This is a genomic window from Staphylococcus sp. HMSC070D05 (assembly GCF_001815595.1).
Classification (GTDB): Bacteria; Bacillota; Bacilli; order Staphylococcales; family Staphylococcaceae; genus Staphylococcus; species Staphylococcus hominis.
The window spans coordinates 24,394-44,862 of sequence record NZ_KV821145.1 but is presented as its reverse complement, the minus strand read 5'-3'; the positions used below and the strand labels follow the sequence as shown (position 1 = coordinate 44,862).

The window sequence follows — 20,469 nt, the reverse complement described above, 5'->3', positions numbered from 1 at the left end:
CAACATTAAAAAGAACAAGTGTTCTATTAAAAAATCTTGAAGTTCATTTTTTAAAAATGATATACTAAGCACATGATTATGTAAGGAGGAAAATATCATGCCAATTGTAAATGTAAAATTATTAGAAGGACGCTCAGATGAGCAATTAAAAAACTTAGTCACTGAGGTTACAAATGCAGTGGAGAAAACAACAGGAGCAAATAGAGAAGCAATCCATGTAGTTATTGATGAAATGAAGAAAAACCACTACGGTGTAGCTGGCATAAGAAAATCAGAGCAATAGTATTATAACGATTTAAGTTTACATAATAATATTATTGTAGTTAAAAAGATAAGAAATAAGCAGGCCACTTTGGCCTGCTTATTTCTTATCGTCTAAAAATGACTCTATTGTTTTTTTATTTTTCTCTTTATCAATATCTAATGCACTACCATCGTTATTAGTATTGATATTTTGATAAGAATTTTTTAACGGTACAGTTAGTGCTTCCACATTTTTATCGCCTCGTATTCCAAAACTTAGTCCTGTTTGGAAAATAGCTGAGTTTGGCATATCTGTGTTAATATATCCTCTTAATATACCGGCTACTTTAGGTAATTTCACGATTGTACTTGGGGTAATCAATTCTTTCTTAAGTGTTTGCATAACTTGTTGTTGTCGTCTCACACGTCCAAAGTCTCCCTCTGGATCATGTCTAAATCTAGCATAACCTAATAATTCTTTACCGTTTAATCGATGGTGTCCTTTTTTTAATGAAACTCCAATATTTTCTGACATATCTTTTTCAACATCAATTGGCACACCATTAGGTTCTAACTCATCAATCATTTTTTCAAAGCCAGTGAAATCTATGACTGCATAGTATTCAGGGTTAATACCTAAATTTTTATTTAGTGTTTGTCTCAACAACTCTGGTCCACCAAGTGAGTATGCAGCGTTAATTTTATATTTGTCATAACCAGGAATTTCCGCATAAATATCACGCATAATTGACATCATTTTCATTTTTTTCTTAATATAGTCATACTGTACAACCATAATAGAGTCAGTTCTTGATTTCCCACCATTAGCTTGGTCAGCACCGAGCATTAATACTGTAATTTTCCCGTCATTTTTAACGGCTCCATTAAATTTATGAATTTTAATATCTTTTGCATGTTCTTGTGCATATTTCATACCACTTTGATATCCATGAACGACATACGTAATCATTACAATAAGTAAAACTACAATAATCAGTATTACAAAAGGTAATTTTCGAAATTTTTTCTTCTTGCGTCGTTTAGAAGGTATCGTTGTCCCCGTTTGCCGTCTTAATATTGTATTATCCTTCTCTTCTGTCATATTTACCTACCTTACACTCTTTAAAATCTTCAAAATAATATTCGGATATACTATAATATATAAATAAGTTATATAAAATGTCTTAAAAAATCAAGTGTTTTCAATAAATATTACAAAGGTGTTATGAAAGGATGGCGTAAATGAATATTAATACAGCATACTTTGCAGGAGGCTGTTTCTGGTGTATGACAAAACCATTTGATCAATTTGAAGGTATTGAATCAGTAACATCAGGTTTTATGGGAGGATCAGTTAAAAATCCAACCTATGAACAAGTAAAGAGCGGAACGACTGGACACTATGAAACTGTTAAAATAGAGTATGATGTTGCTTTATTTTCTTATCATAAATTATTAGAAATATTTTTTTCAGTCATTGATCCATTAGATGCTGGCGGTCAATTTCAGGATAGAGGGTCACAATATCAAACAGCTATTTTTTATACAAATGACGACCAAAGAAAAGTTGCGATTAACTATATCAAAGATTTGGAACAAACGATGCATTCTGATAAAGCCATTGATACTAAGGTTTTGCCCGCTTCAAATTTTTATAAAGCTGAAGAATATCATCAAGACTTCTATAAAAAGAATCCTGAACGTTATGCACAAGAACAACAAGATCGCGCAAATTATAATTCTCGTTCTAACTCATAATAAAAAAGATATCCGAAATTGTTTTCGGATATCTTTTTTATTTATGTCTAATCACCCGCATTACTTTTAACATACTATACCAAAGAGAACTATCTTTTCTATATACTAAAAATCGTGGTTCCCACTGAGGACTATATTTTTCCTTATATCTTCGTAACCCTTGGAAACGATATAAACCATTAAAATGTTCAAATACACGTCCCGCAATACGTTCTCGTAAGTAAGAATAATCGAGTTGACCTACATTTGATAAGGTAGCCATACCCATATTAAAAGCTTTATACCCTTTTTCTTTACCCCATAATAACATATGTAGATATAATCCATCCATTAGAGGTAAATCTAATTCAGGTAACCAACGAATTAAATCTACTGAAATTGCTTCGTTATAGTACGTCGGCATTAATGTACAAAATGCAATAATCTTACCTTCTTCATTTTTCATAATTCCAATTGGTGCTTTGTCTAAGTACTGTTCAGTAAATTGACCAACAGAAAAATGCATTTCAGTACGTCCATCGAGCCACTTATCACTTACTTTACTAAGCTCTTCTATAAACGCTTTAGAAAATGGTGGTTCTATAATTTCAAATTTAATATTTAAATCATTAAACTTATTCAGTGTTGCTCTAAAACCACGTCGTTTTTTTCCAGAAGTCGTAAATTGTGTTAAATCAATAATAGCCTCTTCACCTAATTTGAAAAATTGATTTCCAAAATTATGATACAACGGCATAAAACGATCAGATACTTGATAGAAGATGACATCATAACCTAACTTTTCAGCATAATTATAGAAATCATACAACAATGATTGGAATGATGCTGTATTTCCAATTGGATCTCCTAATACGACTAGCGCATTTGATTTATATCTATACATAAGAAAAGCTTGCTCATTGTCATACATAAATACATCTTTATCACCGCTATATATCAAATGACTTAAATAATTCCCTCCATATGTTTCTATGATTGATTTACATTGAGAAAATTCTTGTAATTGATGTGGTCGTTCAAAGCGACGACCAAATAACCATGCAATACCAACAATTAATAATATAACAACGATCACAGTTAACCAGAAATAGTATTTTAATAATGATGTATCCATTTCCAAGTGATATAAATCTAAAGCATATAAGGTTTCAGAAATAATGAAATGATTAATATATAAAACAATCACACTGATAACTAAGGTAAATATTAAGTTTTTTAATCTAAATGGACGTTTAAATACTTTTGCACGTCGATAAGCTAAAATAAGTAAGATAAAAATAATGATGAGCCATGTAAGTAACATGACAGAAGCATACGTGTATAACGTTGTAAGAAATATTAAAACAAGTGAAATCATTGAATAAATAATTGCTCTCTTACTTTGCTTATATATTCCCCTTACACTAACAAGTAATATTAAACATGCACTTGTATGAATAGACAACATGATATAGTAAATAAAATGATCTGCATCATATAATCCATCATACACAATCGTCACATTATTAATAAAGAAAATAAAACTTGTTAATAGTGCGAGAATAGATAAAGCAAATGCTGGGATTTTTGAAATAATATCTTTTTGATAAGACAGTATGAATGAGGTAACATCTTTAGCGGGTACAAAATATTTAGACTCTTCAAAGTACTTACGCGCAGAATTGCCAAATTCAAACGTAGATAGAATTAAAGCAATAATAACAGGTACAAAATAATAAGCAAAACGATATAACAGTAAGGCAATCAATATTTTTTCTTCAGGAATATCTAAGGATTTTAGTCCTAATAAAACAACTAAATCAAATGCTCCAAATCCACCTGGAATAAAACTAATTAGTCCAGATAGTGCAGCAATAATAAAAATACCAAGTAATGTTGTAAAAGCGACATGAATATCAATAATCCATGCCGACAAATAAAGTACAACAGCAGCAGCTATCCATTCAATACTTGAAATAAACGTGCAATATATCCCTACCCATTTATTATGTTCAGTAACCGGTTTAACGACTGTATACACTATAAAAATAGGTAAAAATAAAGCTACTACATACAATACCCATTTTACAAAACGTACTTTATCAAGAATATGAGAAGCATCGAAAATATGAAGTACGACTAAAATAGATAAGAAGCTTAAACCAGTTAACATTGAAACTAATATGATTGAAATAGCGTGAAGTAATCTTTTTCTATCAGAAGTATAATTTTTATAAATAAATGTTCTAAATCCTGCGCCTATAAATCCACCAAATCCAACAATAGCATTAAATGCATTAATAATATAACTCAAACGAAATACTTTATTTAGTGGTATACTCAACTTTAAAGTTTTAACAAGAATGACATCATATAAACTTAAAAGTATCATTGATGCGCCACCACATATAAATAAACCAATTAAAAACCATCGATTGATTTTACTAAATGCTTCTAATGTTTGTTTGAAGTTAATATATGATAATTCATGATATAAAGTAGCAACTACTACAGTAAAAAGTGTGACAGCAAATACCACTTTTAATATAGATATTAATCTATTTTTATGTTCTTCAGTCATTATTCGTTATTATCCTTTACATTATATTAATATAAAATATATCATATCATATTCTAGATATATATCTTTAGACTATCGAACTAACATAATTGTAAGATAAAAGGAAAAGGGAGTAGAAGAGAATTCATTGTTCCACTCTAGCAACATGACTATCACTATATTAAAAAGCCCGAGACAACTCATTATGTCTCAGGCTTTTTAATATAGTAATTTATTCTGCTTCTGTGTAATTTTTATGTTCTTCTTTTTTAATCTCATATTGACCTGCATCGTCACCATAGTATTTATTGTAACGACGCTTAAATAATAAGAAGATATGAGAAACTAATACTTTTAAAATAGCGTAGCCAGGAATACCTAAAATAACTCCTACAATACCTAACAAATTACCCGCACTTAATAAAATAAAGATAATTGTTAGAGGATGAATTTTTAACGTTTTTCCCATAATATTAGGAGAAATAAAATGACCTTCAATAAATTGAACCAACGTCCACACAATAATCAATTTTAATAACATGAATGGTGAAGTAATAATCGCAATAATAATTGCCGGAGAAATTGCAATTGTTGGTCCTAAGTATGGGACTACGCTCGTTACTGCAGCAATTGAAGCTAGAACTAATCCATAATCTAAACCAATAATAGAATAACCAATAAACAATAAAATACCAATACAAAATGATACGATAATTTGGCCTTGAATATATGAGCCGACCTGTACACTCATTTTTTCTAATAAATCATGATAGTCTTTTCTAAATTTAGGCGGCACAATTTTAGTTGTATAATCTCTAAATTTAGTTCCATCTTTCAACATAAAGAATAATACAAATGGAGTAGTTGCAATCACAACACCAACATTCACAACAGCTTCTGCAAATGTTCTAATTTTAGTTCCAAATCCACTAAAATAATCTGACGTTAACGATGGAATCTTTTTAGAAGTAGAATCAAGCCAGTCCTGAATTTGATTATAAAATGAAGATAAAATAGACATATGTGTCACTTTATCAATAGCTCTATTAAATTTTTCAATATATTTTGGGAAGTTATTTGCAAGTTGTTTAATTTGATCACCAATCACAGGAATTAATAAATCGATAATTAATGTTGCTCCTCCAATAATCACTAGAAAGACGATTGTAATTGCTAATAATCTTGGAATATTATACCGTTCCATCAAATTAATCACTGGATTTAACAAATAATACAAAATAAGCGATAAAATAATTGGCGCTGCAATAGTATTAAAGATAATGACAAAAGGCTGAAAAACATAAGAAATTTTGTCAAAGATGAATATAGTAATACCAAGTAATACTAATGAAACTAGCGCAAATAATAAATCTTTACCACCTAGAAACTTCATAAAGCGTGTTTCAGAAAAGCTTAGCTTATTAGCTTTCTTTCCTTCAACTTTATTGTGGTCCATTGACATATCATTTTCACCGTACCTTTTAATCTAAAATAAAATAATCTATATTATATCATACCATGTAGCTTATTCATTTTGTGTGTTATTTTGAGATTGAAAATGATAAATATGCAAAGCTAAATAAACAATTTCTGAATCATCTACCTCAATATCTAGATTTTTTTGAATAACTTTAGAAATCTTATATGCTGTACTGTAACAATTAGGGTAATATGTTTTGACCATGTTGATAAATTCATCTTGTGCATGAACGTATTCCTTTTTATTTAAACGACGAATTAGAAATTGAATATGTCTAATAAATCGTTGATATTGGACCGTTCGAGGATTTACAGGATACCCTATGTCATTTTCGATAATTAATACACATTTACTTATCATTTTATTAATTAAAGATATTTCACTCATAGGTAAATCTTCTTTATTTGATGCAATATGCAATGCTATAAAACCTATTTCATCCTCAGGAAATGTGACATCTAATTTTTCATTTAATCTCTGTATAACTTGTGTGGCAATATCATACGCCTCACTATATAAATGTTTAGTTTCCATTGCAAAGGGATTACTAATTATTTGATTTTGTTTTAAGCGTTTATATGCAAAAATAATATGATCGGTTAAGGCAATAACTAGTTGTTTATCATCGTTCGTATAAGTTGTACTTGTAATATAGTTAACTGATTCAATAATTGCTTGTAAGACCTCTTCATCAGCTATTTCAACTAGAGATTTGTAATATTCTTGTTGTTGTTTTTGATCTAATTTATACACTTTCTCAATAGAAGCATTATCATCTACGACCATTCCAGGCTTTTTATTAAAACCAATACCTTTACCGATTAAAATAACTTCTTGATTACTATTGATGCATATGATGACGTTATTATTTAAAATTTTTGAAATATGATATTTACTCATCATTATCATCCTTTTTTTACTATTAAAATTATATAGTTAAACATTATATTTGAAAAGTCGTCCTTTTAAAAAACACTTCTTTCTCGCATTACTCTAAAAGATGGAGAAAAGAAGTGTTGATTTAAATTATTAATGTTTTTTAGATATTTTATCTTCACGTCCCCAAGATTCAATACCAAATAAATTAATCTCAAGGTTTTCTGGTTTAAATACAGGTTTTAAACCAGCACGTTTTTGTTGAATGTAATCTTTCATAACAGCAAATGCAATATTTGAAAGACCTATAATGGAAACAAGGTTTACAATGGCCATTAATCCCATAAATAAGTCCGCTGTACTCCATACGGTTTCAGTTTTAACAACTGCTCCTGTAAATACTAATACAACAACTAAGCATCTAAAAATAAATAAAATTGCTTTGTTTTTAGATAGAAATTCTATATTAGATTGTCCGTAATAGTAATTACCAACTACAGAAGAAAATGCAAATAGAGTAATCGCGACAGTTAAGAAAATACCGCCCGGAGAACCAAGATGTTCATTCAATGCAGATTGTGTAACTTCTACACCTTGTGGCGCTTTTTCACCAAATTTTAAGCCTGAGTAAAGTAAAATCATAATAGCTGTTGCTGTACAAACAAGCATTGTATCGAAGAAGACACCTAAAGATTGAAGTAACCCCTGTTTTACTGGATGTGGTACAGCAGCAGTAGCAGCCGCATTGGGTGCTGAACCCATACCTGCTTCGTTAGAGAATAAGCCACGTTTTACACCTTGTAAAATCGCTGTACCTACTGCGCCACCTGCGACTTGTTCCATTCCGAATGCACTTTTAATAATTGTACCAATCATTGGAATGATTTGATCAAAATTCATTAGTAAGATAACTAAAACAATACCAACATAAACGATAGCCATTATTGGAATAATTAAAGATGATAACGTTGCAATACTACGTACACCGCCGAAGATAATGATTGCTGTAATGACAGCCAAAATAATACCAGTAATGACTGGACTAATATGATATTGGGTTCTTAAAGATTCAGCAATAGTATTCGATTGAACTGTGTTAAATACAAATGCAAATGTAACAGTAATTAACACAGCAAATGTAATACCAAGCCATTTTTGATTTAAACCTTTGGTTATGTAATAAGCTGGACCTCCTCGGAAGCCACCTTCTTTATCATGAACTTTGTAAACTTGTGCAAGTGTTGCTTCTATAAATGCACTCGCAGCTCCGATAAATGCGATAATCCACATCCAAAAAACTGCCCCAGGGCCACCTAACACAATCGCTGTTGCTACACCAGCAATATTTCCTGTTCCAACACGGGAACCTGCACTAATAGCAAATGCTTGAAAAGGTGAAATACCTTTCTCTCCATTTTTCAGAGTTTCTGGTTTTTCGACTAATGCCTTAAACATTTCAGGTAGCATTCGTAGCTGAACAAATTTAGAACTAATAGTAAAGAAGATACCTACTGTCAATAGTAAACCTATTAAATACTGTGACCAGATTAAATCATTTCCAACTTGGACGACGGATTTAAACCAATCAGGTATTAAACTATCAAAATCTCTCAATTAAATCCCTCTCATCAAAATTATTGTTATGATATACATTACAAGAGATTTATATTGTAGTATTAAAGGGCAAAATGTACATATTTCTCATGTAATCACTTTGATATACTTACCAACAATATAAATCTCTTGTGAGTTATAAATAATTAAATATTAAATTAATTTTATCATCTTATGAATTACTTGAAAACAAAAATTTTAAAATCATATTAATTTATTATCATTGATTTTACATTTCCAAATTCATTTGTATCAACCACAAATGAACCATTTGTATATTGTTCAGAAAGATGAATACGAGAAATTTCACCTGTTTCAGCATGTTTATCTGAATAAAGTGTATAGTATGTTTCATCTCTGACAACATGTGCAGCTACAATACGATGAGGATTTTTTTTCAATTCTTTTAAAAGTGTAATACCTCTTTGTGCGCGTTTGGCATCTTGTAATATATCTTTAGCAATACGTTTTATTGCTCCTCTTTGCGTAGCCATAATGATTGAATTATTCTTATCAACAGTATCAGTCATAATAACGTAATCTTCATCTTTTAAATTGATAGATTTCACACCAGCCGCTCTTAATCCTGTATCTGAAAGTTCTTCTGTAGAATACGTTAATGACATGCCTTTATGTGTAATAACAGTAATCATTTGTTCTTGAGTTATGCGAAGTACATTTGCCACTTCATCTTCATTTTTTAACTTTGTTGCAATGAGTGGCTTATTAAATCGCGTGGTTTTAAATAATGATTGATTACTTTTTTTAATCATGCCATTACAAGTTGCAATAATATAAAAAGCTTTACCATCAAATGTTTTTTCGTTAAATACATCTATAATTCTCTCGTTTTCTTCTAAAGGCACAATTTGCGATACATGCTGACCTAACTCTTTCCATCGCACATCTGCAATTTTATGAATTGGAATAAAGAGATATCTTCCTTTATTCGTAAATACTAAAGCTGTATCTTGAGTATTTACAGTTTGGTATTTGAGTAAACTATCTCCCTCTTTTAAACCTACTTCTGTCACACCACTTGCATTAAAGCTACGTGTAGACGTACGTTTTATATATCCATGTCTAGTCACACTTAAAACAACTTCTTCACTTGGTACAATAACTTCTTTATCAATTTTAATTTCTGATATTTCCGCTTCAATTGAAGATAAACGTGATGTTTTAAAACGTTTTCGAATCTCTGTAAGCTCTTTTTTAATAACATTTAATAATGCGTCATGATTATCAAGAATATTTCGGTACTCTTCTATTAATGTTTGTAATTCTTTATGTTCTTCTTCAAGTGCAACAATATCAGTATTAGTTAAACGATATAATTGAAGCATTACAATGGCTTCTGCTTGTGCTTCAGTAAAGTCAAATTCTTTTACTAAATTATCTTTTGCATCTTTTTTATTTTTAGAATGACGAATTAGCGCGATCACTTCATCTAATATAGATAAAGCTTTCATAAGACCTTCTACAATATGCATACGCTTTTCAGCATGATTTAAGTCATATGTGGTACGATTAGCTACAACTTCAATTTGATGGTTTAAATAGCTGTCAATAATTTCACGTAGACCCATTAATTTTGGACGTCCATCACTAATAGCGACCATATTGAAATTATAAGTAATTTGTAAATCAGAGTTTTTATATAAATAGTTTTTAATAGACTCTGAATTAATATCTTTTTTTAATTCAATAGCAATTCTTAAACCTGTACGATCTGTTTCATCACGTATTTCAATAATACCATCTACTTTTTTATCAGCACGAAGCTCATCAATACGTTTCACAAGTGAATTTTTATTCACTTCATAAGGAATTTCTGTCACAATTAATTGTTTACGTCCATTTCTTAACGCTTCTTCCTCTACTTTTGAACGAACAACAATTTTTCCTTTTCCTGTTTCATAGGCTTTCTTTATACCATCAATGCCTTGAATAATACCGCCCGTTGGAAAATCAGGACCTTTAATATATTTCATTAATTGATTTACTGAAATATTAGGATGATCAATATATTTTAATGTTGCTTGAATTACTTCATCTAAATTATGTGGAGGAATATCAGTAGCATATCCTGCCGAAATACCAGTCGAACCGTTTACTAGTAAATTTGGAAATCTTGCTGGTAACACCATAGGTTCAAGTGTTGTGTCATCATAGTTTGGTACAAAGGACACTGTTTCCTTATTAATGTCACGAACCAACTCTTCAGAAAGTTGACTTAATTTCGCTTCTGTATAACGCATTGCAGCAGGTGGATCATTATCAATACTACCATTATTTCCATGCATTTCGACTAATACATGACGCAACTTCCAATCTTGGCTTAAACGTACCATTGCATCATAAACTGAAGAATCACCATGTGGATGATATTGACCAATAACATCCCCAACTGTTTTCGCACTTTTACGGAAATTTTTATCATACGTATTGCCACTGCTATACATAGCAAATAAAATTCTACGTTGTACAGGTTTTAAACCATCACGCACATCTGGTAACGCACGTTCTTGAATAATATATTTACTATATCTTCCAAAGCGATCGCCAATAACATCTTCAAGTGATAGGTCTTGAATTATCTCACTCAATTGATTTCCTCCTCATCATATTCTTCAGTATCTAGTATTTGAACTTCTGTATTATCTAAAATACTTTGATCTTCTTGCATGCCAAATTCAACATGATTTTCAATCCATTCACGTCTTGGTGCAACTTTATCTCCCATTAATGTTGTTACACGTTTAGAAGAACGTACTTCATCATCGATTTGAACTCTAATCAACGTTCTTGTCTCAGGATTCATTGTAGTTTCCCACAATTGTTCAGGATTCATTTCACCTAAACCTTTATAGCGTTGTAAAATAAAACCTTTACCTAATTGTTTTTGAAGTTTTTCCAATTCATCATCTGTCCAAGCATATTCTACTTTTTTAGATTTCCCTTTACCTTTTTCTAATTTGTATAACGGAGGTAATGCAATAAAAACACGACCTGCTTGAACAAGAGGTCTCATATATTTGAAGAAAAATGTTAATAATAACACTTGAATATGGGCGCCATCTGTATCAGCATCAGTCATAATAATAACTCTATTATAATTACTATCTTCTAATTTAAAATCATTACCAACACCAGCACCAATGGTATGAATAATTGTATTAATTTCTTCATTTTTGAAAATGTCTTCAAGTTTTGCTTTTTCAGTATTAATCACTTTACCTCGTAAAGGTAAAATAGCCTGGAATTTTCTGTCTCTTCCAAGTTTAGCTGATCCCCCTGCTGAATCACCTTCGACAAGATATAATTCATTTTTCTCAGTATTCTTACTTTGAGCAGGCGTTAACTTTCCTGATAATAATGTATCTTTACGCTTGTTTTTCTTGCCAGAACGTGCATCCTCCCGTGCCTTACGAGCTGCTTCTCTTGCCTGTTGCGCTTTAATAGCTTTCTTCACAAGAGATTTAGATAATTGACCCTTTTCCTCTAAGTAATAAGGTAATTTTTCAGAAACAACAGAATCTACTGCACTACGCGCTTCAGATGTACCAAGCTTAGACTTAGTTTGTCCCTCAAATTGCAATAGTTCTTCTGGAATACGTACAGAAATCACTGCTGTTAATCCTTCTCTAATATCATTACCATCTAAGTTTTTATCTTTATCTTTAAGTTCATTAATACGGCGTGCATAATCATTAAATACGCGTGTCATTGCTGTTTTAAATCCTACTTCATGAGTCCCGCCGTCTTTTGTACGTACATTATTAACAAAACTTAATATACTTTCGGAATATTGATCATTATATTGAAAAGCAACATCTACTTCGATTCCATTTGCAGCACCTGTAAACGTCGTAACATCATGTAATACTTCTTTACCTTCATTGATATAACTTACAAATTCTTTAATACCTTCTTCGTAATGATAAACATCTTCACGTTCTTTTTCATCACGTAGATCTTTCAAAGTAATTTTTAAGTTTTTTAATAAGAATGCAGATTCTTGTAAGCGCTCACTTAATGTATCAAAATTAAATGACGTTGTTGCTTTAAAAATACTTGAGTCTGGTTTAAATGTAACTTTTGTACCTGTTTTCTTAGTTTTTCCCGCTTTCACTAAACCAGAAGTTGGAATACCACCGTTTTTAAAAGATTGCTTATAAATTTGTCCATCTCGATGAATTTCAACTTCTAGCCATTCACTTAAAGCATTAACTACGGAAGCACCAACACCATGAAGTCCTCCAGAAGTTTTATATCCCCCTTGTCCAAATTTACCTCCAGCATGTAATACAGTAAAAATAACTTCTACAGTAGGTTTACCAGATGCATGCATACCAGTTGGCATACCTCTTCCATTATCTTCCACTGAAATACTATTATCTTCATTGATTGTTACATCAATTTCATTACCATAACCATTTAAAACTTCATCGACGGAGTTATCGACAATTTCATATACTAAATGGTGTAATCCACGTTTATCAGTCGACCCAATATACATTCCTGGACGTTTTCTAACTGCTTCAAGTCCTTCTAATACTTGAATCGAATCATCTGAATAATGATTTGTCATTTTTGTTGCCAATGCGTTCGCCTCCTACAAACGTACGTTCGTTTTTTTAACTTTACAATAGTTATTCTTATATAAAATGCATTAAAATGCAAGTATGAGTTATATAAGATACGTATTTAACTTAATATATAAGACGTTTTTTCAATTTTTAATCGTTGTCAGGAATACTTTGTGATAAAATATACCTACATTATATAAGGGATGTGTAAACAAATTATGATGATAGTTCTCATGTTGATTTTAAGCTATCTCATTGGAGCTATTCCAAATGGTTATGTTATAGGAAAAGTTTTTTTAAAAAAAGATATTAGAGAATTTGGAAGCGGTAATACCGGTGCCACAAATAGTTTTAGAGTTTTAGGAAAACCAGCTGGATTTATCGTTACTTTTTTAGATATATTTAAAGGATTCATTACTGTATTTTTCCCATTATGGCTCCCAGTGCATGCGCATGGACCAATTAGTACATTCTTCACACATGGATTAATTGTCGGTATTTTTGCAATAATTGGTCATGTTTACCCTATTTATCTTAAATTTAAAGGGGGTAAAGCTGTAGCCACAAGTGCCGGAGTTGTGTTAGGAGTTAATCCAATCTTACTTTTAATCTTAGCAGTCATATTCTTTGGAATTTTATATTTAACAAAGTACGTGTCATTATCTAGTATTATTGCGGCAATCAGCTGTGTGATAGGTTCATTAGTTATTCATGATTACATATTATTTGGAATGAGTGCTTTTGTATCAATCATTTTAATTTTTAGACACCGTTCTAATATTGTTAGAATTTTTAAAGGTGAAGAACCAAAAATCAAATGGATGTAAAATGGATGTTTCTTGCACCAAATGTGAAGATTCGGATTTAGTTCTATTAATTAAATATGATAAGCAGTTCATGTTTAATAGTGAGAACAATATGTTTTAGTTCAAGCAATTATTACATTATAAATATAATAATAATAATATAAAGGATAGGTCATATAATGAAAATCAAATTGACTGATGAAGCAGTTGAATGGTTTAAAAATGAATTAGATTTACCTGAAGAGAATAAAGTCTTACAATTTTATGTGAGGTATGGTGGAGAATTTCAACTTAAACAAGGTTTTAGCCCAGCATTTCGTGTGGAACCGAGCAATGACGTTGAGATAGGTTATCATGAAAACTATAATGATTTAATTATTGTAGTTTCAGAAGATGACTTATGGTATTTTGAAGATCATGAAGTTCTAGTTGAAAAAGTAGACCATGAAGACGAAATTGTTTATTCTACAACTAATTAAAAAAAGACCATAAGTATCTAATATTTACAGATATTTATGGTCTTATATTTATATATTCAAATCGCTACGTTGTGTGATTTCTAATTCCTTACCTTCGTTATTCAATGCTTCGACTTTACTATATACTTGATGCCATTCTGGAAAATAACGATCTAAACGAATTGGTCTGAAATCACTTGCTTTAATACATAATAGCTGTGTGGAACCTGTAGTAGCTAATTCACCTTTTTCATTATATACTTCATAACAGTACGTTGAACGCAATCTTGAATAATGTTCTACCCATGTTTTCACTTTAACTTTTTCAGGATAAAAAATGGATTTCTTATATTGAACTTGTAAATCCACGACGGGTGAGATAATACCTTCTTTTTCCATATCTGCATAACTAAAACCTAATTTACGAATATAATCAGTACGAGCAACTTCAAACCATGTAGCATAATTCCCATGATAAATTACTCCCATTTTATCTGTCTCTTGGTATCTCGCTTCAATTTCAGTCATACTATAAATCATATTTATGTACCTCTTTCCAATTAAGTTCATTTTCAATATTAACATAAAAAAGTTACTTGCTATAGAATTCCCCATTTACTACTTCTATTATTGAAATAGCTCAATGACACGAATTAAGAAAAAATCCTTAGATGAGATTGTCATCTAAGGATTCAAAATACATTCAACTTTTTAAATACTTTTTCGAATCATTGTATTATTGAGCAAGTTTATTTCTTAATACCATTTGTAGAATGCCACCGTGACGATAATAGTCGATTTCAACTTGTGAATCGAAACGAACAATGACATCAAAATCAACCACTTCTCCACTTTCTTTTTTAGCATGAACTTTAATAATATCATGTGGTTGTACATCTTCGTTAATATCTACAGAGATTTCTTCTCTACCATTTAGACCAAGTGAATCAGCTGATTCTCCATCTTTAAATTGTAATGGTAATACACCCATCATAACTAAGTTAGAACGGTGAATACGTTCATAACTTTGTGCTATTACAGTTTTAACGCCTAATAAATTAGTACCTTTAGCAGCCCAGTCACGTGAAGATCCCATACCATAATCGTTGCATGCTAATACTGCTAAGCCAATACCATCTTCTTTATATTTCATTGCAGCATCATAAATTGGCATGACTTCATCAGTTGGCCAATATGTTGTAAAGCCACCTTCTGTACCTGGTGCTAATTGGTTTTTAATTCTAATATTTGCAAATGTACCACGCACCATAACTTCATGGTTACCACGACGAGAACCATATGAGTTAAAATCACGAATAGGTACGTCATGATCTAGTAAGTATTTACCTGCCGGTGTATCTTTACCAATAGCACCTGCTGGAGAGATATGGTCAGTTGTAACTGAGTCACCAAATTTACCCATTACACGTAAATCTTTTAATGGTTCAATGGTACCTGGTTCTTTTGATAATCCTTGGAAGAATGTTGGATTTTGAATGTACGTTGAATTAGGATCGAAGTCATATAATAAAGAGTCAGTAACATCAATCTCATTCCACATTTCATTGTTGTTGTATACATTTTTATATTCTTCTTTAAATAATTCAGGTGTTACAACACTATCTACTGTATCAGCAACTTCTTTAATTGAAGGCCAAATATCATTTAAGTATACATCTTGACCATCTTTACCTTTACCAAGTGGTTCATTTTGTAAATCTATATCAACTGTACCAGCTAAAGCATACGCAACAACTAATTGAGGTGAAGCAAGATAGTTCGCTTTTACTAATGGATGGATTCGACCTTCAAAGTTACGGTTACCAGATAATACAGAAGTAACTAGTAAATCTTCTTTAGCAATAGCTTTTTCAATTTCTGGCAATAGTGGTCCAGAGTTACCAATACAAGTTGTACATCCATAACCTACTAAATTAAATCCTAAATCATCAAGATATTTTTGTAATCCAGAATCACGTAAATAACCTGTAACTACTTTTGAACCTGGTGCTAATGATGTTTTCACATATTCAGGCACTTTTAATCCTTTTTCAACAGCTTTTTTCGCAACTAAACCAGCACCTAACATCACGTAAGGATTCGATGTATTTGTACATGAAGTAATCGCTGCAATTGCAATATCTCCTGTTTTCATAGTTGTTTCAGAATCATCATTAAATTGAATATGAGCTGATTTATCAAATTCGCTTTCATCCAAACCATGACCTTGGTTTCCAGCAGGAGCTGTTACTGATTTTTCGAATTCTTTTTTCATATCACTTAAGAAAATTAAATCTTGAGGGCGTTTAGGACCAGATAGTGAAGCTTCAACTGTCGATAAATCTAAATGAATTACATCAGTATATTGTGGATCTTCTTTATCTGATGTAAAGAACATATTGTTTTGTTGTAAATAAGCTTTAACTAACTCAACATGCTCTTCAGAGCGACCAGTTAATTTCATATATTTAAGTGACTCTTCATCAACTGGGAAGAAACCACATGTTGCTCCATATTCAGGAGCCATGTTAGCAATAGTTGCCCGATCAGCTAATGGTAAATCGGTAACACCGGGACCGAAGAATTCTACAAATTTACCAACTACACCTTTTTTACGTAGCTCTTGAGTTACTCGTAATGCTAAGTCAGTGGCAGTTGATCCTTGAGGTAATGAATTAGTTAAGCGTACCCCAATCACTTCAGGAATTGGGAAATATGATGGTTGACCCAGCATACCTGCTTCAGCTTCAATACCACCAACACCCCAACCTAATACACCAATACCATTTATCATAGTAGTATGTGAATCAGTACCAACAAGCGTATCTGGGAAAGCAGTTTGTTCACCGTCCACGTCTCTTACATGAACTACCTTAGCTAAATATTCTAAGTTAACTTGGTGTACGATACCTGTTGCAGGCGGTACAGCATTATAATTATTAAATGCTTTTGTAGCCCAGTTTAAAAATTGATAACGTTCATAGTTTCTTTCAAATTCTAACTTCATATTGCGTTCTAACGCATGTGGGTTTGCATAGCTATCTACTTGTACAGAGTGATCGATGACTAAATCAACCGGTACTTCTGGATTAATTTTATTAATATCCCCACCTACATCATTCATAGCTTTACGTAATGAAGCTAGGTCAACAACCGCAGGCACCCCTGTAAAATCTTGCAAGATTACGCGAGAAGGTTTGAAAGGTACTTCTCCTTCATTACCTTCTTTACCAAAATGGGCTAATGCTTTAATATGATCATCTGTAATAACAAAGTCATCTTCTTGTCTTAATACTGATTCTAGTAGAACACGAATAGAATAAGGTAACTTACTGATTTTAGTTAAACCTTGCTCTTCAAGATTTTTTAAATCATAATATGTATATGATTTACCTCGAACTTCAAATGATTTTTTTGCTTGTTCTTTAATGTTAGAAGCCATTTGATTATCCCCCTTGAATATTAAACATTCATAATTATATTCCTTTAATTAAATTGTATAATTATATGTTTTTTAAAACAACTATATATCACTAGAATTTGAGTGATTTGAATTTTGGTTTTATAATCAGTTAATATAAGAAATACTTATCATAGTACATTCAAACTATAAGTATTTTTTATTAAATGAGAATTTTTTTCAATAAGCTAAATTAAATAAAAAGGAAAGTAGAATAGAAATTCATTTTGAATTTTTGACTCCAATCTCAACATCTATTGGATGTGGATTTTCTTTTGAAAGTCTTTATATTTTGATTTGAACATAATAAAAAACGCCTAAGACAAATGGTTTGTCTTAGACGTTTTTTATTAATTATTGTTCTGCTTTCTCTGCATTACGTCGATTTTGACGTTTTTCTAATATATCAGATTCATAGTCTTTTTGTTGATATTCAATATATTCTTTTAGTCTATGTTTATTAGGCTGTAATGTTAATCCTAAGAATTTGCGTTCTTGGTTAGCATCTTTATAGAAACTAATCATCATTAATATGACCACAAAGGAGAATGGTAATGCACTAATAATTGCAGCACTTTGTAGTGCACCTAATGCTTCTGCGCCATCTCCACCACCTGCTAAGAGTAAGATGAAGGCAATAAGAGATTGTGCAATACCCCATGTTATTTTTACCACGTTAGATGGTTCTAATGAGCCATATGATGTTTGCATACCTAATACAAATGTTGCTGAATCGGCTGATGTAATAAAGAATGAACCGATTAATACAAGTGCAACAAGTGATAAAACCATTCCTAAAGGTAAATGATTGAATACGCCAAAGAGTTGTGTTTCTGCTGACATCTTGAATAGCTCAGAATGTTTTTTACCCATTTCAATACCTAATACGCCAAATACACTGAACCATAAGAAGCTTACTAGAGCTGGAACAAGTAATACACCTGAAATAAATTCACGAATTGAACGTCCTTTAGACACACGTGCAATAAATACACCTACGAATGGGCTCCAGCTTAACCACCAGCCCCAATAATATAGTGTCCAAGAAGACATCCATTCTCTTTTTTGAGAATTTAATGCTGCTGTATCAAAACTGTTGAATAAGAATGTATTGAACAAACTACCAATTGAACTTGTAAACATGTTCAAAATTAATACAGTCGGTCCAACAATTAAAGCAACAATCATTAATATTGTACCTAAACCAATATTGGTATTACTTAAATATTGAATTCCTTTACTTAGACCAGACCAAGCACTAATAATAAATAAAATTGTAACAACAACAATAATAATTGATTGAACCCATACATTATTTGGGACACCAAATAAGTAATTTAAACCACCGTTAATTTGTAATGCACCCATACCTAATGATACAGCTACCCCTACTACTGTAGCGAATACTGAAAGTACATCAATAATCGTACCAATAGGTCCTTCTACTTTATCTCCAAGCAATGGGCGTAATGTTCTAGAAATAAGTCCTGGTTCATCTTTTCTAAATTGAGCATATGCTAAAGCAAGAGCTACGACACCATAAACTGCCCAAGCATGAAATCCCCAATGGAAGAAAGTAGAACGAAGTGATTCAGTAAAGGCTTCTGTCGTTTTTGGACTAGCAGTTGGTGGTGCTGCGAAGTGTGACATAGGTTCTGCTGCACCATAGAATACCAAACCAATACCCATACCTGCACTAAATAGCATGGCAAACCATGAAATCGTATTAAACTCTGGTTTATCATCAGGTTTGCCAAGTTTTAATTTCCCAATTGGACTGAAAATTAAAAAGACACAGAAGAAAACAATAATAGTTGTAAGTATTAAATAATACCAACCAAGTTTATCAGTAATCCATCCACTTATTGAACTAGTAATTGAATCGAATTGTTCCGGTACAATTGCCCCAATTAGTACAATAATTGCTACGATAATCGCACTATAAATAAATACCGGCGAAAATTTCTTTCCTTTCTTACTTGATTCAGAAGAAGAATTCATAACTAATATAACTCCCTTCATCTTAATATTAAATTTTTTCAAAATGAAAAATACACAATTAATTATAAAAATAATTAATTAATTTTTCGGTAAACCTCTTTAATATAATAACAAACGTTTTAATCTTAATCAAATTTCATTAATTTCAATATTTACTAATTTATTTATTTTTTGTATAGTATATTGTATAAAAAAAGTAAATAAATAGGAGATTACTATGCTAAAAGAATTTAAAGAATTTGCATTTAAAGGAAATGTTTTAGATTTAGCAATTGCTGTAGTTATGGGAGCAGCATTTAATAAAATTGTATCATCCTTAGTAACTTATATTATCATGCCATTGATTGGTAAACTGTTCGGTTCGGTAGATTTTGCTAAAGATTGGCAGCTTTGGGGCATTAAGTATGGTCTTTTCATTCAATCAATTATTGATTTTATTATCGTTGCTTTTGCATTATTTATCTTTGTTAAGATTGCCAATACAATTATGAGAAAAGAAGAACCAGAAGAAGAAATTGATACAAATACGGTATTACTTACAGAAATTCGAGATCTTTTAAAAACAAATAAATAAATCTAAAAACATGAGTCCGGGCTATAAAGTTTCTGAATAAGTGAAAAAAGACAATTTCTATTGAAATA

Annotated in this window: 15 protein-coding genes; 5 read left to right on the top strand and 10 right to left on the bottom strand. The window is 31.2% G+C overall.

Annotated elements, in window-relative coordinates; genetic code table 11:
* Window positions 1-97 precede the first annotated feature (97 nt).
* Window positions 98-283, top strand: coding sequence for a 2-hydroxymuconate tautomerase (locus tag HMPREF3046_RS07415; RefSeq protein ID WP_065581262.1), 186 nt, complete (start codon window positions 98-100; stop codon window positions 281-283).
* A gap of 78 nt (window positions 284-361) precedes the next feature.
* On the opposite strand, the gene HMPREF3046_RS07410 is transcribed toward HMPREF3046_RS07415, so the two are convergent.
* The gene (locus HMPREF3046_RS07410; RefSeq protein WP_070718176.1) at window positions 362-1,345 is read right to left on the bottom strand and encodes an LCP family protein; all 984 of its coding nucleotides are present in this window, start codon (window positions 1,343-1,345) and stop codon (window positions 362-364) included.
* Between the two features lie 140 nt (window positions 1,346-1,485).
* Here HMPREF3046_RS07410 and msrA point away from each other — a divergent pair, with 140 nt between their 5' ends.
* Entirely contained in the window at window positions 1,486-2,001 is a 516-nt protein-coding gene (gene msrA / locus HMPREF3046_RS07405) for a peptide-methionine (S)-S-oxide reductase MsrA (protein WP_070718174.1), read from the top strand.
* Window positions 2,002-2,038: 37 nt separating this feature from the next.
* Here msrA and mprF read toward each other — a convergent pair whose 3' ends face one another.
* From mprF to parE, 6 genes are all read right to left on the bottom strand, one after another.
* Window positions 2,039-4,561 (bottom strand): bifunctional lysylphosphatidylglycerol flippase/synthetase MprF, encoded by a 2,523-nt coding sequence (gene mprF / locus HMPREF3046_RS07400; protein ID WP_070718172.1) that lies wholly within the window; start codon window positions 4,559-4,561, stop codon window positions 2,039-2,041.
* Between the two features lie 211 nt (window positions 4,562-4,772).
* A complete protein-coding gene (locus HMPREF3046_RS07395) occupies window positions 4,773-6,002 on the bottom strand; it encodes an AI-2E family transporter (RefSeq protein WP_002455368.1) in 1,230 nt (409 codons plus the stop codon).
* A 63-nt stretch (window positions 6,003-6,065) separates the two neighbouring features.
* Complete coding sequence (glcT, locus tag HMPREF3046_RS07390) at window positions 6,066-6,920, bottom strand: glucose PTS transporter transcription antiterminator GlcT (protein ID WP_070718169.1); 855 nt, start codon at window positions 6,918-6,920, stop codon at window positions 6,066-6,068.
* A gap of 129 nt (window positions 6,921-7,049) precedes the next feature.
* Complete coding sequence (locus tag HMPREF3046_RS07385; RefSeq protein ID WP_070718166.1) at window positions 7,050-8,510, bottom strand: glutamine transporter AlsT; 1,461 nt, start codon at window positions 8,508-8,510, stop codon at window positions 7,050-7,052.
* Between the two features lie 209 nt (window positions 8,511-8,719).
* The gene (gene parC / locus HMPREF3046_RS07380; protein WP_070718161.1) at window positions 8,720-11,119 is read right to left on the bottom strand and encodes a DNA topoisomerase IV subunit A; all 2,400 of its coding nucleotides are present in this window, start codon (window positions 11,117-11,119) and stop codon (window positions 8,720-8,722) included.
* On the bottom strand, window positions 11,116-13,104 hold the full coding sequence (parE, locus tag HMPREF3046_RS07375; RefSeq protein ID WP_070718282.1) for a DNA topoisomerase IV subunit B: 1,989 nt from the start codon (window positions 13,102-13,104) through the stop codon (window positions 11,116-11,118). The genes parC and parE overlap by 4 nt, the downstream gene beginning before the upstream one ends.
* A 216-nt stretch (window positions 13,105-13,320) precedes the next feature.
* Here parE and plsY point away from each other — a divergent pair, with 216 nt between their 5' ends.
* Together plsY and HMPREF3046_RS07365 are read left to right on the top strand one after the other, a co-directional pair.
* Complete coding sequence (gene plsY / locus HMPREF3046_RS07370) at window positions 13,321-13,929, top strand: glycerol-3-phosphate 1-O-acyltransferase PlsY (RefSeq protein ID WP_037555986.1); 609 nt, start codon at window positions 13,321-13,323, stop codon at window positions 13,927-13,929.
* A gap of 158 nt (window positions 13,930-14,087) precedes the next feature.
* Window positions 14,088-14,387 carry a HesB/YadR/YfhF family protein gene (locus HMPREF3046_RS07365; protein WP_002449780.1) on the top strand — a complete coding sequence of 100 codons (300 nt, stop codon included), beginning with the start codon at window positions 14,088-14,090 and terminating at the stop codon, window positions 14,385-14,387.
* A 48-nt stretch (window positions 14,388-14,435) separates the two neighbouring features.
* Here the strand turns inward: HMPREF3046_RS07365 and menI are convergent, their stop codons facing one another.
* From menI to HMPREF3046_RS07350, 3 genes are all read right to left on the bottom strand, one after another.
* Complete coding sequence (menI, locus tag HMPREF3046_RS07360; protein WP_002449842.1) at window positions 14,436-14,906, bottom strand: 1,4-dihydroxy-2-naphthoyl-CoA hydrolase MenI; 471 nt, start codon at window positions 14,904-14,906, stop codon at window positions 14,436-14,438.
* Between the two features lie 196 nt (window positions 14,907-15,102).
* Window positions 15,103-17,808: an aconitate hydratase AcnA gene (gene acnA, locus HMPREF3046_RS07355; RefSeq protein ID WP_070718158.1), complete on the bottom strand. Its 2,706-nt coding sequence runs from the start codon at window positions 17,806-17,808 to the stop codon at window positions 15,103-15,105.
* Window positions 17,809-18,180: 372 nt separating this feature from the next.
* Entirely contained in the window at window positions 18,181-19,827 is a 1,647-nt protein-coding gene (locus HMPREF3046_RS07350) for a glycine betaine uptake BCCT transporter (RefSeq protein WP_070718155.1), read from the bottom strand.
* Between the two features lie 217 nt (window positions 19,828-20,044).
* On the opposite strand from HMPREF3046_RS07350, the gene mscL reads away from it, so the two are divergent.
* Window positions 20,045-20,401, top strand: coding sequence for a large conductance mechanosensitive channel protein MscL (gene mscL, locus HMPREF3046_RS07345; protein WP_070718152.1), 357 nt, complete (start codon window positions 20,045-20,047; stop codon window positions 20,399-20,401).
* Window positions 20,402-20,469 lie beyond the last annotated feature (68 nt).